Origin of the sequence: Photobacterium sp. 2_MG-2023 (genome assembly GCF_030547675.1) — a bacterium.
Lineage (GTDB): Bacteria > Pseudomonadota > Gammaproteobacteria > Enterobacterales > Vibrionaceae > Photobacterium > Photobacterium arenosum.
Window position 1 is genome coordinate 56339 of record NZ_JAUOQQ010000021.1, and the last position, 15215, is coordinate 71553.

14 protein-coding genes and 1 pseudogene are annotated in these 15215 nt (G+C 50.0%); all 15 read right to left on the bottom strand.

Features of this window, described 5'->3' with window-relative positions; translation table 11 throughout:
• Positions 1-120: 120 nt before the first annotated feature.
• Complete coding sequence (locus tag Q4491_RS16040; RefSeq protein ID WP_303458868.1) at positions 121-396, bottom strand: YdeI/OmpD-associated family protein; 276 nt, start codon at positions 394-396, stop codon at positions 121-123.
• A 154-nt stretch (positions 397-550) separates the two neighbouring features.
• Complete coding sequence (locus Q4491_RS16045) at positions 551-940, bottom strand: DUF6559 family protein (protein WP_303458871.1); 390 nt, start codon at positions 938-940, stop codon at positions 551-553.
• Between the two features lie 467 nt (positions 941-1407).
• Positions 1408-1845: an SRPBCC domain-containing protein gene (locus Q4491_RS16050; RefSeq protein WP_303458874.1), complete on the bottom strand. Its 438-nt coding sequence runs from the start codon at positions 1843-1845 to the stop codon at positions 1408-1410.
• 305 nt (positions 1846-2150) lie between these two features.
• Entirely contained in the window at positions 2151-2693 is a 543-nt protein-coding gene (locus Q4491_RS16055) for a DinB family protein (protein ID WP_303458877.1), read from the bottom strand.
• Between the two features lie 480 nt (positions 2694-3173).
• Positions 3174-3674, bottom strand: coding sequence for a GNAT family N-acetyltransferase (locus Q4491_RS16060; protein ID WP_303458879.1), 501 nt, complete (start codon positions 3672-3674; stop codon positions 3174-3176).
• Between the two features lie 587 nt (positions 3675-4261).
• Positions 4262-4921 (bottom strand): bifunctional 2-polyprenyl-6-hydroxyphenol methylase/3-demethylubiquinol 3-O-methyltransferase UbiG, encoded by a 660-nt coding sequence (locus tag Q4491_RS16065; RefSeq protein ID WP_192016266.1) that lies wholly within the window; start codon positions 4919-4921, stop codon positions 4262-4264.
• Positions 4922-5178: 257 nt separating this feature from the next.
• Positions 5179-6687, bottom strand: a complete 1509-nt coding sequence (menE, locus tag Q4491_RS16070; RefSeq protein WP_303458887.1) for an o-succinylbenzoate--CoA ligase — start codon at positions 6685-6687, stop codon at positions 5179-5181.
• Entirely contained in the window at positions 6675-7697 is a 1023-nt protein-coding gene (gene menC / locus Q4491_RS16075) for an o-succinylbenzoate synthase (protein ID WP_303458889.1), read from the bottom strand. Before menC ends, menE begins: the two co-directional genes overlap by 13 nt.
• 57 nt (positions 7698-7754) lie before the next feature.
• Positions 7755-8621, bottom strand: a complete 867-nt coding sequence (menB, locus tag Q4491_RS16080) for a 1,4-dihydroxy-2-naphthoyl-CoA synthase (RefSeq protein ID WP_303458891.1) — start codon at positions 8619-8621, stop codon at positions 7755-7757.
• A gap of 508 nt (positions 8622-9129) precedes the next feature.
• Entirely contained in the window at positions 9130-9480 is a 351-nt protein-coding gene (locus tag Q4491_RS16085) for a cupin domain-containing protein (RefSeq protein ID WP_192016263.1), read from the bottom strand.
• A complete protein-coding gene (locus Q4491_RS16090) occupies positions 9477-10793 on the bottom strand; it encodes an FAD-binding oxidoreductase (protein WP_237796130.1) in 1317 nt (438 codons plus the stop codon). The genes Q4491_RS16085 and Q4491_RS16090 overlap by 4 nt, the downstream gene beginning before the upstream one ends.
• Before the next feature lie 13 nt (positions 10794-10806).
• Positions 10807-12132 carry an FAD-dependent oxidoreductase gene (locus tag Q4491_RS16095; protein WP_225445220.1) on the bottom strand — a complete coding sequence of 442 codons (1326 nt, stop codon included), beginning with the start codon at positions 12130-12132 and terminating at the stop codon, positions 10807-10809.
• Positions 12118-12282 (bottom strand): annotated as a pseudogene (locus Q4491_RS16100) (rubredoxin); the annotation flags it as partial. The gene Q4491_RS16095 and the pseudogene Q4491_RS16100, both read right to left, overlap by 15 nt.
• 184 nt (positions 12283-12466) lie before the next feature.
• Entirely contained in the window at positions 12467-13894 is a 1428-nt protein-coding gene (locus Q4491_RS16105) for an aldehyde dehydrogenase family protein (protein WP_192016260.1), read from the bottom strand.
• 2 nt (positions 13895-13896) lie between these two features.
• The gene (locus Q4491_RS16110; protein ID WP_192016259.1) at positions 13897-15084 is read right to left on the bottom strand and encodes an aromatic ring-hydroxylating dioxygenase subunit alpha; all 1188 of its coding nucleotides are present in this window, start codon (positions 15082-15084) and stop codon (positions 13897-13899) included.
• Between the last annotated feature and the right edge of the window lie 131 nt (positions 15085-15215).

The following is a 15215-nucleotide window of genomic DNA, read 5'->3' on the forward strand; positions in this document are numbered from 1 at the left end:
AAGCGATGCATGATGAATACATCAATGCTTGAGGCTGTATTAAGTGCTGGTTTTAGTCAGGTGATGAAAAACTAAGCACTCATGCGGTCGCCCTGGACATGAACACTCAACAGTCTTCGGTCATTTTGCATACAAGTCAACGTTGTCATCCGGATGAAAACGGGTTGTGTCGCGCATCGTAAAGTTCTTGGGCAGACACTTAACGAAAAACAACGTCATCAATTTGTCTTGAACGTGACTGTCCTTGTCATTCCCGACCTTCGCCTGTTTAGCTGAAACTATCCAGCAAATCCAGTTAGTCGCATCCCATGTGGCTCGCGCCTCTGATGCAGCCTCCAGCGCTTGAGCCAGATCAATCGGCACTGCTATTTTCTTTCTCCATGAATCGGTGATCACCCAGTGAAAACCTCCACTAAGTCAGTGGCATATTGTTGTAGCGGCCAATTATTCGGGTTGTTTATTTGTTGTAATTAAATCAGGTGCTTCTGATCGTTTACAGGCGCTCCCGGCGTCAACAACCTAAGCTTACATCCATCTCTACCCCCGATATTTAGTCGCCACCACCGCCACCGCTATCTCCACCAGAAAAACCTCCAGCATCAATACCCCCACCAGAATCTGATGAGGCCGAAGTTATGTCACTGACGCTGAAATCTGAGCTGCCATTAAAGTAGATATATCCTATCTCACAACGCATCGCATCATAATCGCAATTTTCGCCGATTTCTTGATGAAACTGATCGAAGTCTTTCCTGTTTGAAAACATAGCAATACCGTAACATGCATACACCACAGATAGGCCGCCTCTCTCGATCGTACTTTTAACCTGTTTTGGGGTATATCTTTTTGATTTCCTGTAATCCCTTTTAAGCATGCTTGGAAGTTTCTTTATATATGATTTGATTGCTCTTCTTTTTTTAAATTTTCGAATTAATTCCATTCTCGATATCCTTAATGGCATTTAACACCGACACGACAAGGATGTCAGTGATGTAATAAAATTCCATTAGTAAAGCCACATACGAACAGTTTTCTGAAGCATGATCACCTAAAGATACACCATGAATGCTTGCATCAGAAGTTAAGATATCGTGCTTAATTACCATTTCATCTGATTTTTCAATAGCCGAAAGCCTACCGATATCTTTGGGAGAAAAGCATTTCCCCATTCTTCAAAAGCGTGATTCCGCCTGCTTTTCTGTCATTGTTTTTGTTCGTCATAAAGTCCGTATTTATTAATAACAGTGATAACAATTTACGATCCTGATTTGTAATTCTTCTCCGCACTAAATGTGTTGCTTTATCTCTGAGTTTTCACGCTCAACCCGGCGGTTTTCTTAATATATCGGCACAGTCTTGTTCAACATCCAGATAACATGTCGGCTACGCAACACATAGCCTTATTTGTCAATTCGAGACTTCTCTTAGCACAGTTGTTAGACGATCAATATTTTGCTCATTTGCTAAACCTGCCCTTTTTTTTACAGCGTGCGCTGTTTCAGCGTTGTCAAAAACTTGCTCCCAAGTTAAGCGCGTACCATCACCTTCTGGAGTCAGGCTAATAGTAAGCTTGAAATTTGGAGGGCAATCATGATGAATCACAATTTTAGTATCAGGCACAAGTTCTTCGAAGAAACTGTCATTGAGATAATCTGCTCCATCAGGGCTATGCATTACGAATTTCCAGCGCCCCCCTGCAGTAAACTCAAAAACCTCGAATGTATTGGTGAAGCCATCAGGCCCCCACCACAACGCTAATAACTCTGCCGATGCAAATGCGCTATATACTTCCTTGGGTGTGAAAGGCAAGTTTCTTGAGGTTCGCAGCATTCTGTCATCAGTCATGATCATGGCTCCAAAACAAGTGAGATTAGTAATGCAGAATGAATAATATAGACTCCCCTTATCAGGTTTGCCACACCTTGAAAGTCTGATTACATAATAGCTGGAGACTACCAAGGCAAGGTACTAATCCACAAATAATAGCACTCTCAACAATCCTCGGCCCTTCTGCAGATGTGCCAACGTTATTATCTGGATTGAAGCTGGTTGTCGCTCGCAAAGTAAAGCTCTTGGACAAATACTTGACGAAAAAACAACGTCATCAATTTCGCTTTTAAAGTGATAGTTCTTACGCCAACTGCAACCGGTTAAACACAAGCTTCCTCAGGAATCAGCGCCAAGAGGTCTGTCACACCAATATCTTCACCGGCCTGAGAAAGCAAAGCAGATACTTGCCCCCGATGATGGGTTTGATGATTAAAGAAGTGAAGAACCAGGCTTGAAAACCGTTTGTTAGCAGAAATGCCTTTGGTATTGTGATAACTAAGTAAGAGATCCAAATCTGTCTCAGTGAGTTCATCTACCCAACAGATAATCTGACAATCCAACCAAGATCTTTGTTCGGATAAAGCAGTGAAATCTTCAAAAAGTATCTGATCCAAGCTACTCGGGTTGGGAAGATTGACGACCTCACGTAAAGAGGACATGCAGGACGGATGCGAGGAAAATCGCTTGAGCCAAATAATATCGCCCACAAGAATGTGATTCAAAGTACCGAAAACAGAGCCAAAAAATGCGCCACGATCCTTGGTCAGCTCTTTTTTATCTAAACGACTCGCAGCCTCGTAAACCTTTGTGTTCATGCTTTGGTTGTAGGCGGCCAGCAATGTAAAGTGTTCTTTAAGGCTCAACTGTATTTCTCCTTGTACATTATGAATCGCATGAACTCCCCTTATCAGGCTTTGCCACACTGTGTCAGCCTGATGACGACATCGCCGAAGGCCACCATATCAAAATCTGTCAATGGCATCGATTTAGCCAAGCATTAATTCAGTTTCCACGGCGAGGATCATCAAGGCAAGGTGCTGACCCACAACACAATAACGCAATAAAAACTCCTTGAGACGTTTGCTGCCTGGCTTGGAATAATTGCCAAAAAAGCAACCGATATCTGTGGACAATGTGTTTCATGGCGCACGAGCTGTGATCGTCAGTGAACAGACCGAATGTAACACGGCAGTCCCTTTCATTACCTGACGCGGTTGCTGACAACCGGGAGAGTCCATGTAGCCGCGTTAAGTAGTGAGCAACGCTGCCACCTGACCTAAACCATTGTTCCGAAAATACTAATATCGATTCAAACCAAAAATACCAAACGTTGCGAATCTGCCTTAAACTCGCTTGGTCATCAGTAGATCGATGATTGTTGTTCCTTCAAACTCTTCAGACATACAACCATCTGAGAACTGGAAACCATGTTTAGAGTAAAACTGAATTGCCGTTTCGTTAGTGTCGAGCACATATAGGTGAATAGCCTTCATTCCCTGAGCTTGAGATTCTTCTTCTAAATGGTTCATAAACCTGCTTCCTAGCCTTTGCCCATAGACACTGGGACATAGGTAGAGCTTACTAAGTTCTATAGTTTCTGAGTTCTCAGGATGGATACGATAAGACATAAAACCAACAACTACCTCACCACACTCAGCAACAACTACTTTCTCGGCATTGGTACATATTGTTTTCTGCCACTCCTCTATACGAGACGAAAGAGTATAACCGTTAATATAATTATCTGGCATTAATCCATCAAAAGCTGCTTTCCACGAACTAACATGGATTTTCGCTATTTGCTGAACATCTGCTTGTACTGCGTTTCTTAGATTAATTTCCACTGATTCTTCCTTGAAGCCTAAGGAATGACATGCTCCCTCATCAGGCTCTGCCACACTCGGTAAGTCTGACTACGGAATTACCGGAGACCACCATGTCAAAACCTGTCTATGGCATTGATTTGATTTAGCCAAACACAGTTTCAGTATCCACAGAGAAGATCATCAAGGCAAGGTGTTGATGCACAAAACCATTTTACGACAGTCAGTGCCAGGAAGCAGGGCAGTTTGTATATAGCGCTTAAAGCCAGCGCCTTCTCAGCATTATGCTTTGTGCGCCAGACACTCTATGCTGACTCAGAGAGTGCCCAGAAATGCCTGTTAAATTCTTTGGTGCTGTCCGGCCGGTTGTAGGCGCTCCTTGCACCGACACCCTAAAAATACATCCCTGTATTTTTCCCCTAGGATTGTGACTGACTATCCTGTTGATGACGCTCAGCCTGTCGATATAGCAGTAGAGCCTCCACTTCCCAAACAGGGTTGATCAATATGTAGATCTGTGACTTATGCTGACACAGAACTATGAACACCCTCCGGGCTTGTCCAGCATCCGGATAAAGTGTCGGCTACGCGACACTGATTCTTATTTGTTATATTTTTGTGCCAGAGAACAAAACGACGCACCCAACAATGTCAATTTGTACATTTGAAAAATTCTCCTTCAGAACCTTTTCCAAGCTAATAATGTCATCATTAAGGTTACTAAAAATGCCTTTTTTATTATAAAGATTCATCAACTTATTGGCGAAAAAATTTTTCTGTACACCTTTACCTAAAATTGTACTTCCAAACAATACTCCGCCTTCATTTAAAAGCTCTCTAAGGTTTGAAAACACAACCCCTTTTTCTGAAAAATCACCAGGTAAACAATGTAACAGATAGTTCATACTGATAGAGTCAAACTTTTCGCAATTTAATTGTAAAGGCTCTAAAACATTCCTTTTATATATTTCTGGATTAAAATGCCGGATTGCACTAGCTGCTGATTTTAAGCTATTTTGATTTAAATCCACTAAAGCAACTCTTCTTTCCATATTGGAAAGGTGATTTTTTAAGTAGTACCCAGTTCCAACACCAACATCTAAATGGTTGGTAGAAACTAACTCTAGAAACTTTTGACTGATTACCTTTGTTGAACATTTCCATAGATAGGTATTTGAAAATCCGAGGACCCAAAGATCATAGATGGAAAGTACTTTCTTCGTGTAAACAGCCTGACCAGCAGCAACAGCATTGTTGTTATTATTCATTGTTTAGTATTACGAGTTTAAGTTATAAGGTCGCAACCTTAACCCGATTGACAAATCGAACAAAGCTGACCAGTTAGCTAACTGGTTGATTTTTAAAAATATAACATTTTATTATGCGACATCATGTTATATGACTCACTGCCCTGTATCTTGCGTAAACACCTTATACGACCCAATTGATATTCTGGGTTTTTATCGCGCTTAATGATCTACCCTGAAGTTCAGCGTCGCAGGTGCTGGTGAAAAAGCGGCAGCGGTCACTTAACATTTTCAGGGGCGTTCATGAGCTGGTATTCATTTTGATTGTCAGAAAACCACTCTCTCATGGCCTTTCGCGATAGTTTGATGCCGGTTTGTGGCTGTTGTGGCATGGGGAAGAACGCATCGGGGATTTTGAAGCGGGTGAGTTTATCTGCCAGCCAGAGAGGCAGCTGCAGGGCTGACTGATCGCTGGCGCTGTCGATCAGGGCAACCGGGCGGGCGCCATATTCGGCGCTGTGAACAGGGATCACCAAACTTTGCCTGATGTCGGGATGACGGTTAAGCACGGCTTCAATTTCTTCGCAGTGGATGTTCTCGCCGCCGGAAATAAACTGGTTATCGGCACGGCCTGTGATGCGGAGTTCACCGTCGACCCACTGACCGACATCTTTGCTATCAAACCAGCCCTGTTCATCCACCAGCGGAATAAGCAGGCCCTGATAATAGTAACCGCTCGCTAAGGTATCACCGGCGATATAAATCCGCTTGTTTCTCAACTGAACCTGACGGTTTGGCAACACACGCCCGGCGCTTGCGATGCCGTCTGTCGGTTTGGCCGTCACCGTCGATGCCGCTTCTGTTATGCCATAACCCAGCCAGGTTTCAATACCACTGTCTCTGGCCTGCTGACACAGCGGCAAAGGCACATCACTGCCGCCCAGTAACACATGGCTGAGCTGCAGTGGCTGCCGGTGATCCAGCAGTCGCTTGAGCTGCGTGGCTACCAGCGACGCATGGGTCGCCCCCTGAATGTCCTGTTCCAGTTGACCGCTGCCGATTTTCAGGCAGGCACCGACGCTGAGCCAGCGGTACAGAATCGACAGACCGGAAACGTGATATATGGGCAGACTGAGCAGCCAGCAATCGTGCTGCTGAAACGACAAAACCGCCAGCAGGCCACGGGCCGAGGCCAGATGCTGCTCCTGCGTATGGGCGACCGCTTTGGGCACGCCGGACGAGCCCGAGGTAAAGACAATCGAGGCTATTTTTTCTGTGTCGCGATGTTCTGTATCGCGTTGTTCTGCATCTCGTCGTCCTGCATCGCGGCGGGCAAGGCACGACGCCGAAGAAGCAACCGGTGCTTGCAGGTTCAGTATCTGGCAGTCTGTGAATAAGCGCTGCCTGTCCTGTTCTGAAAAACCGCTGATGGCTGAGTCACTGCTCCACACAAACTGTCGCTGCCCCTCGCCATACAACACACGCAGATTTTCCTGAATTAGCTGGTAGGGTTGCGGCATCGTCAGGGCTGTGATCGCTCCCAGCTGGATGCAAGCCAGATGGAGCATCACCACATCCGGCGAGTTGTTGCTGACCACAGTCACCACATCACCTTCGCTCACCCCCTGAGCGGCGAGCACTCGTGCCAGCCGGTGAATTCGCTCAACCAGTGCTTGCCAGGTGTACTCACTCTTTGGCGTCACCAGCGCAATAGCTTCAGGCCGGGTGCTGGCCCAGGTGTGCCAGAGGCAAGGCTGACAGAGGTTGTCCGCCTTCATGAGTACCATACCCGTGTCTGTTGTTGTAAAGGCTGAACCGGAAGGGAACTGCCCGGCCAGGAAAGTTCAAGCTGGCTGCGAAACAGGTTGAGAGTGTCTAAGCCCGGTACACTGCCGGGCAGCAGCCAGCAAGACAGGCGGGCAAGCTGGGTTAATCCCAGGCTGGATTCCAGACTGGCACTGATCACCGCCTTTGTCCCGGTATGCTGTGCCTGACGGATCAGGGCGATACAGCGCTGCACAGAGCCGATTAGGGTGGGCTTGATGACAAGGGTGTTGGCACCGCTCAGGCTATCCAGCCAGAAATCTGTATCCAAAGTGAAGTCAGGTTGCCTGACGGCAGCTTGCAAGGTTTCATCCCACGCCAGCGCGAGGCCGGTTTCTTTGCTGAAAGTCAGGCTGTCGGCCGGTCGCTGACAAGGATCTTCAATAAATGCAATTCGTGAAACATGAGCAGGCGCAAGATGGCGGGCGAACTCACGCGCCTGCGACAGCGACCAGGCACAGTTGGCGTCCAGCCGCAGCATCAGCGACGGGTGCGCTTTCAGCAAGGCACTGACATTAACGGCATCCTGTTGCGGCGAACCACGGCCCAGTTTAAGTTTGGCAAGTCGACAATCCGCTGGCACGCTGAGGGTTGCGGCAGCGCCTTCCGCCCCGGCGTTCACTGACTCAAGGCTCAGCAAGGGCACCGTCTGGTATCTAGCAGTGATCGGTAGTTCGCCTTGCAGTTCCAATGCCGCCATCGACAGTCCGAATGCCACAGACGGCCACCGGGCACAGGCCATGATGTCCTGTCCGGCCACCCAGCGTTTGAGCGCATGGAGGCTCTGTTGTCCGGCCTGATCAGCACATTCCACACTGAAGCCTGGCAAGGGCGCGATTTCCCCGCGCCCGATGCGCGCGCCCTCCTTCAGCTCGGCGATGTAGCCGATACGCTCGGTTAATCGCCTACCCCGCAGGATCACCCCAGTGTCCATTGGCAACCGGTAACGATACAGACTGGCTGAACGCGTCATCCTGTTCACACCTTGTTTCTATGTACGGTTCTGTGTTGACCGCTCAGTGATGACAAATCACGGGTTGCGCGGGAATTTTTTGAAGTCCGGCTGGCGTTTTTCATTGAACGCATTACGGCCTTCCTGACCTTCTTCGGTCATATAAAACAGCATGGTGGCGTTGCCTGCCAGTTCCTGCAATCCTGCCTGTCCGTCACAGTCGGCATTCAGTGCGGCTTTCAGACAACGCAGCGCCATCGGGCTGTGCTGAAGCACTTCACGACACCATCGCACCGTCTCCCTTTCCAGCTCAGCCAGTGGCACAACGGTATTGACCAGCCCCATCTCCTGCGCTTCCTGCGCGTCGTAAAAACGGCACAGAAACCAGATTTCGCGGGCCTTTTTCTGACCGACAATCCGTGCCATATAAGCGGCACCCCAGCCGCCGTCAAAAGACCCGACTTTCGGGCCGGTCTGACCAAACCGGGCGTTCTCTGCCGCTATGGTCAGATCGCACATCATGTGCAGCACATGGCCGCCGCCCACCGCCCAGCCGGCCACCGAGGCAATCACAGGTTTCGGACAGGTGCGGATCTGGCGCTGAAAATCCAGCACATTCAAATGATGGGTGCCGGCGTCATCCCGGTAACCGCCATAGTCACCGCGTACTTTCTGATCACCGCCAGAGCAGAAGGCATCCTCGCCCAGCCCGGTGAGAATAATCACACCGACGGACTCATCGTAGCGGGCCTGTGACAGCGCATGGATCATTTCGTTGACAGTTTGCGGACGAAAAGCATTGCGCACCTGCGGACGGGCGATGGTGATTCTGGCGATACCATCGCTCGATGTATGGTACTGAATATCGTCATACCCGCTGCCGCCGTTTACCCATTCGATCGGCGCATAAAGTGCCTCTTCAGACAAACCCAGGGTCATTGCCATATCATTCTCACTCTCAGATCACTGTGCCATTTCAAGGTGCGGGTTCAGCTGACGCCAGAGCGCCATTGCAAAAAATCTGCGGTTGTTCTTTGTGGGCCTTGTGCCCGGCATGGGCGATACAGCTTGCCGTCGCCGCGTGAATACCGCCAATCAGTACATGAACCATCTGGTGCTGGAACACTCCGCATACCTCAACAAACTGGAACCTCACCTGCCATCATGACCTCTGAGAGACCAGGGGCAGGCCAAACAAACCTCGGGACAGTCTATAGCCAAGCATGATTTTCCACCTGCGCCAGATCAAACTTGATCTGATTTACTGGGTTTGCAGACAATGGAGTGAGAAGAAAGGCGAGCGGGGGTATAGCAACCGGCACATAAAAAGACTTCAGCAGCGTGTTGTGCTCGAAAAGAGACAAGAAATCAGACGAACCAGGAACAGACATCGCCCGTATGAGGAGTCTGTCCCTGGTTCGGTGGTAAGCCCTTCAGGCCGAAGTGAATAGGGTCACTGAATGCCGTGTAGTTCCTTCCAGTTTCCCGGATGCACAACATAACCAAACAAGGCATGACCACCATAAATCAGCTCAGTCCCTTCGGGTATCCAGAGCATTTGTCCCGGGTAAACATGGTGGGTTTCCCCGTTTGCGGTCAGCTCAAAACACCCTTCAATGACAAAAACAACTTCGTCATACAATACCGTCCAGGCGACTTTTGCACCTTCCCACCTAGCAAAACCCACACCGATATTCGGGGAAACATCAGGGCTCAGTGCACGTGCGACGTAAGCCATGCCCGGCGAGTCACCACGCACCGTAAAATCGAGATCCTTATTATCTATCACTCTGACTCGTTTCATAATTCACTCCGGCTTTGCCATTTGGCTAAATGAATGCGGCTTTTGACCCCCATCCCCAAAAAAGGCTCTGGGGGGTTCAGGCTTGGCATCCCTGTGACCTGGCGTATGTCTTTCAGGGCGGGGGAAGATTCGCCCATGACGAAGTCCGCCAACAGCGTACCGGATATGGTGCCCCACGCCGCACCCACACCGTTATCACAGGCGCTGGCATAGACTCTGTCATCCAGTTGACCAAAGAAGTTGGTGAAGTTACGGGAAATGGCATATACCCCCCCCCAGGTATGAGTAAATGGCACGTCTGCCAGTGCCGGATAGCGCGCTAAGAACACCTGTCTGTGGTCCTCGCGGATCCGTTTCCGCATGGCGTCTGTCACACTGGCTCCGTATTTGGGTACATGCTTATAGGAGTTTCGAACCAGAATTCGTCGATCGGCCGTCATTCGCAATGTAGTGCCGGCATGATCCGCCGGGGTCAGCCCCCAATTCAGTTGTCCTCCGTAGCGCTGCATTTCTTCATCGCTGAGCGGGCGTGTCCAGCTGGCAAACGTCATCACTGGTAGCAAACGGTTTTTCAGGTAACCGAACTCGCGGGTGAAAATACTTGTACCCAGTAATAAATCCGGGGTTTTGACCACACCATTGTCGCCTTGTAACCGCCAATAACCGTTCTCTTTACTGATGCCCCGTATCGGAGAGTTTTCAAGAATTTCCACGTTATCCGGCAAACTTTGAGCCAGTCCGCGCACCAGTGCCGCGGGCTGCATCAGATAGCCACCCGGTGTGAAAATTGCCCGGCTGTAATAGCGAGTTCCTAACACTTTCGACAGCTTTTCAGCTCCAACATGTAAGTAAGGTTCACCCAAATCTTTCATCAGGTGTTCAAAGTGGTCGAGATAAGCTTCACCTCGTGGCCCGACGGCCCCCTGAAACTTACCCACAGCAGACCACTGGCAATGAATGTTGTACTTGCTCACCAGTTTCGATAGCTGTTTAATTGCCAAACGATTTAAAGACAGCAGCTTTTGTTTATGTGCCGGATCCGGATGCTCCAGGGCAAACTTGTGCGGCAAATCAATCACGAAGCCCGAGTTACGGCCAGACGCTCCCTGGCCAATTCGCTGCGCGTCAATGAGCAGAATACGGGAATAAGGTGAAAGCTCAGCCAATCGCCTTGCCATGGCGAGTCCGGCAAATCCCGCACCCAGCACAACATAATCAGCGCTCTCTTCTCCTGCTAACGATGGGTTTACCGCCGTATCGGGCAGTGCGTCATACCAGCCGCAGCTTGTATCGTCATTCGGTAAGTGAATCATACTTGCTCTCCCGTCACGCAGCAGACTGCTTGAGTGACAATTGCCCTAACCATTGCATACGCGTTGACTGAACCTGTTTTCCCAGCAAAGCAAACCCGATCATCTCGCCTTGAGGTGAATAGAAAAACGCCATCAGTTCTTCGGCTACCGATTCGATATGCCACTCACCCGGTGCGCTGGCAGACACAGGGAAGACCGTCAGTGGCATGAGGGGCGTTTTCACAATCACCGGGCTTTCCTTGAGTGTCACGGGTGTTGGTTCACCCAGCAGGCTTTTCACCAAAGATGGAATAGCTTGAGTAATGGGTGCGATATAAGGCTGCCAGCCTTGAGCGGTTTCTGCGCAATCGCCCAGCGAGAAAATATGGCTATCACTGGTTTGGCCGTAGGAGTTCACTTTGATTCCGCGTCCTACCTCTAAACCCGCAGCCTGGGCCAGCTTGACATTGGGAGTCAGCCCCACGGCACTGAGAACCAGATCAGCCTCAATCTGATTACCGCTGTGAAGGTGTATGGTGTAACCCGTTCCGGCTGATGCACCGCCCGGCGATTGCGTATCACAATCGATTGGTTCTATTGCGCGGATGCTGTCTTGTAGCGACCACTTGACCCCACGTTCACTGAACACAGCCTGTAATCTTTCCCCAAGCTGCTGAGGGATCAGTCGCGCCATTGGCCATTGCCCCAGACCAATCACAGTTACCTCTGCGCCACTTTCGATCAGATCGTTTGCAAATTCGCAACCGATTAAGCCGTCACCCAAAATGGCAATCCGTTTTTTCCCTTCAAGCCGCTGTCTGAAGTCTCTGTAGTCCATCAGATCATTGACACTCAGCACGGCAGAGCAATCTCCGGCAATGGGAATCTCAATCGGTGATGCGCCTGTAGCCAGTACAAGGCGACTGTAGGCGTAAGGGCCAATGCCGGTGTGCAGAATACGCTTCTCGCGATCAATCTGTTCAACCCGTGTATTGGGGTAAATTCGAATATTCAGGCGACGTTCCCATTCCAGCGCACTTTCAGTCTGCAGACTGTCACCGTCTTTACCCAGCGACAATGCATTCGACAAGGCCGGCTTACTGTACAACGCACCATCATCCGCCGTAAAAACGGTGATAGGAACGTGGGCAGACTGACCCCGAAGTGCTGCTGCCAGCTGATAACCGCTGTGACCACTCCCGATAATGACGATAGGCTCATCGGCACAAACAGGGGAGGCCACCTCAGGTGAAGGTGATTGATCCGCTGCGGGATCCCCCGTTGAATCATCAGGAACTGCGACTGCAGCAACCTTATCCTGCAGTGCGCCTGCCGTGTCATCCGAGCTGATTTCAATCATCTCGAAATCAGCTTTACTGACCAGACAATCAGGACAAAGCCAATCATCAGGCACATCTTCCCAGGCTGTCCCAGGAGCAATGCCATCCGCGGGCCAGCCCTCTGCTTCATCGTAAATTAAGCCGCAAATGATACAGAGCCACTTTTTCATCACTTTTACTCCAACTACCTTGTTCTGCATTGCCCTGCCATGAAGCCAGTCAGGTATTGCTGTTACCCTATGCCTGCCAGCAGTATCCGGTTCATCCCCTTTCACCCGTACCGGGCCGCCGGACTCACTCCGCCAACCAGATCACGCTGATAGGGGGAAAGGGAACGGATTCTGTTACGTCATTTCAGTCGAGCTGTAACCGAATCGCGATATTACGTGTATGGACATAGCTATAGATCGCTTCCTGTCCTTTTTCCCGGCCAAAGCCAGACAGCCCAACGCCACCAAACGGGGTTTCAATACCGCCAGCAAACCATTCGTTAATGAAAACCTGGCCGCCACGCAGTTGCTGAGCCACCCGTAATGTCTGATTCAGGCTCTCGCCAAACACCCCTGCCACCAAACCAAACACGGTTCCGTTAGCGATATCTATCGCTTGCTGCTCTGTCTCAAAAGGCGTGATGACCAGAACAGGACCGAAGACTTCTTCCTGTGCTATCTGCATGTCAGGGGTTGCTTCAATCACAGTTGGTGCAACAAAGTAACCAGACAACTCAGGTGCATAACCCCCGGTCAGGATCTTGGCTCCTTCCTGTCTGGCTTGTTCAATCATCGCCAGCACCCGCGTTTGCTGCTCTTTGGAGATCAGCGGTGTCATATCAGGCTGACTTTCACCCTGACCGATGACCAGCCCTTCCGCCATAGCCACAACCGCCGCCTTCACTTCCTCATAGCGGGTTTTGTGCACCAGCAGTCTCGACATCGCAGAGCACACCTGACCTGCGTTGAAAAAGATCCCGGCCTGAACGCTTTTCAGCAGGGTTTGCAGATCAGCATCTCTGAGGACAATCGCCGCCGATTTTCCGCCCAGTTCCATCACAGACGGAGTTGCTCTGTGCGCAGCATCTTGCAAGATACGCTGGCCGGTGGGCACCGAGCCGGTAAAGACGATCTGATCCACTTCCGGATGCTGCACTAAATGGCTGCCAATTTCCGTCCCCTTTCCACAAAGTAAGTGAATGGCACCTTGCGGGAAGCCTGCTTTTTCAATTGCTTTTATCAGCAGCGTCATGGCCAATGGCGATATTTCCGGGGACTTAATCACCACAGCATTGCCTGCAGCCAACGCGGGGGCCAGCGAGCGAGCACAAATTGAAACGGGGAAATTCCACGGCACAATCTGCACAGAAACACCAAACGGCACATATTGCGTAAAATCGATATAATTTTTTCCTAGTGGAATGGAGGTTCCTTCCAGCTTATCGGCCATACCCGCGTAATATTCGAAGTAGCGTGCTGACTCTAAAAATTCATCTTTTGCATCTTGCAGCGATTTGCCGTTTTCACGGCAAGCAATCAGTCCGCCTTCATCAACCAGCTCGCGAATCGCTGCGGCGGCTTTCAGCATCCATTGTGATCGGATCGCGGGGCGCACATCCGACAACAGCCCTTCATTTACGCAACGGCGTGCGGCAGCCATCGCGCGGTCTGCATCAGCAATACTGGCCTGCGCTACCGTCGCATACACTTCCGCTGTACCCGGATTCATGACTGTCAGCGAACGGTCTGCATCACACCACTGACCATCGATATAATTCAGAAAATGCGTCATGATCAGCCCTCCATCGCCGACTTTACTTGCTTCGCCAGCCATGTCTGGAAGAAATGCGTCGGTATATCCATCTCCGGCGAGAACACCCCACCGCCAAAGCCCGGTGAATAACGGCCTTGCTGCATGCCTTCTACCGCGCCAATGTCTTCACCAAACACCACACGCCATGATTCAACCGTTGCGGTGCGGCATGCTGCGAATTCATCCTGGGTTGCTTCATCCCCGACATAAAAAATACGTAAATGCTCAATGCTTTTATCTGCACTGATAGGCTCAATCATCATGGCGAAGGCATGATCAGCCTGAATGCCCAGCAGCACATTCGGAAACAGCGACACGTATTCAGCATGACGAAGCTTGTCCGCAGGCCAGCCCGGAAACTTCGGCAGATGCGTCCCAGCGGTATCAGACAGGTTGTAGGCCAGACTGCCTTGGCCCGCAAAACGCTCAGCAAACATAATGTTGTAATGATCTTCGAGCCGGGAGTAGCTGTTCAGGCTCGGGTGTACCCAAGGCAGGTGGTAAGCCTCGCAGTAGTTTTCGACGGCCAGCTTCCAGTTACAGTTCACTTCGATTTCCAGATTGCCGCCCATGTTCACGCGGCGCAGCAAACCCAGCCCATCGTCCCCGACAAAGCCATGCCAGCGCTGCTCCAGAGGCGCAATATGCTCTTCAAAGCTCGGCGCATCACCAGACAAATTGACAAAAACCATGTCCATCCAAATAGCAGAGCGCAACGGTTTCAGGCCGTGTTTTTCGCATTTGAATCTGTCGTCTTTATGCTTGGCGATCCCACCGATATGTGGTGTGCCTTTCAGGTTGCCATCAAGATCATAAGTCCAGGAATGATAAGGACAGCGAATCATTCCCTGAACTTCACCCGCTTCATGCACCAGTTTCATACCGCGGTGACTGCAGACGTTGTGAAAAACCTGCACTTCCCCCTGACGGTTCTTCATCAGCAATAGGGGCAAATTCATAAACGTAATCGGCTTCACATAGCCATTCTTCACCAGATCTGAAGCAAAGCCGATGCAGACCCAGGTCTGTCCGAAGACGTGGTCACGCTCAAAGGTGAAATACTCGGCGTGGGTATAGGCCTCGTTCGGCATACCTGTTGCCTCGCTGATCGGATTCAATACGCGATCGACCAGCTCAATCGGGATGATGGTTTGATTGACATTGCTCATGTTCTTTTCTCCGCAAGTGAAATTGCATTCCGTGATCACAACATGGTGATGTGTTAATGATGCTGATTCTGGTTAACAACATCGCAACAAACAAACGACTTTTTTGGAGGGTGTTAATGAGAAATTGTCAT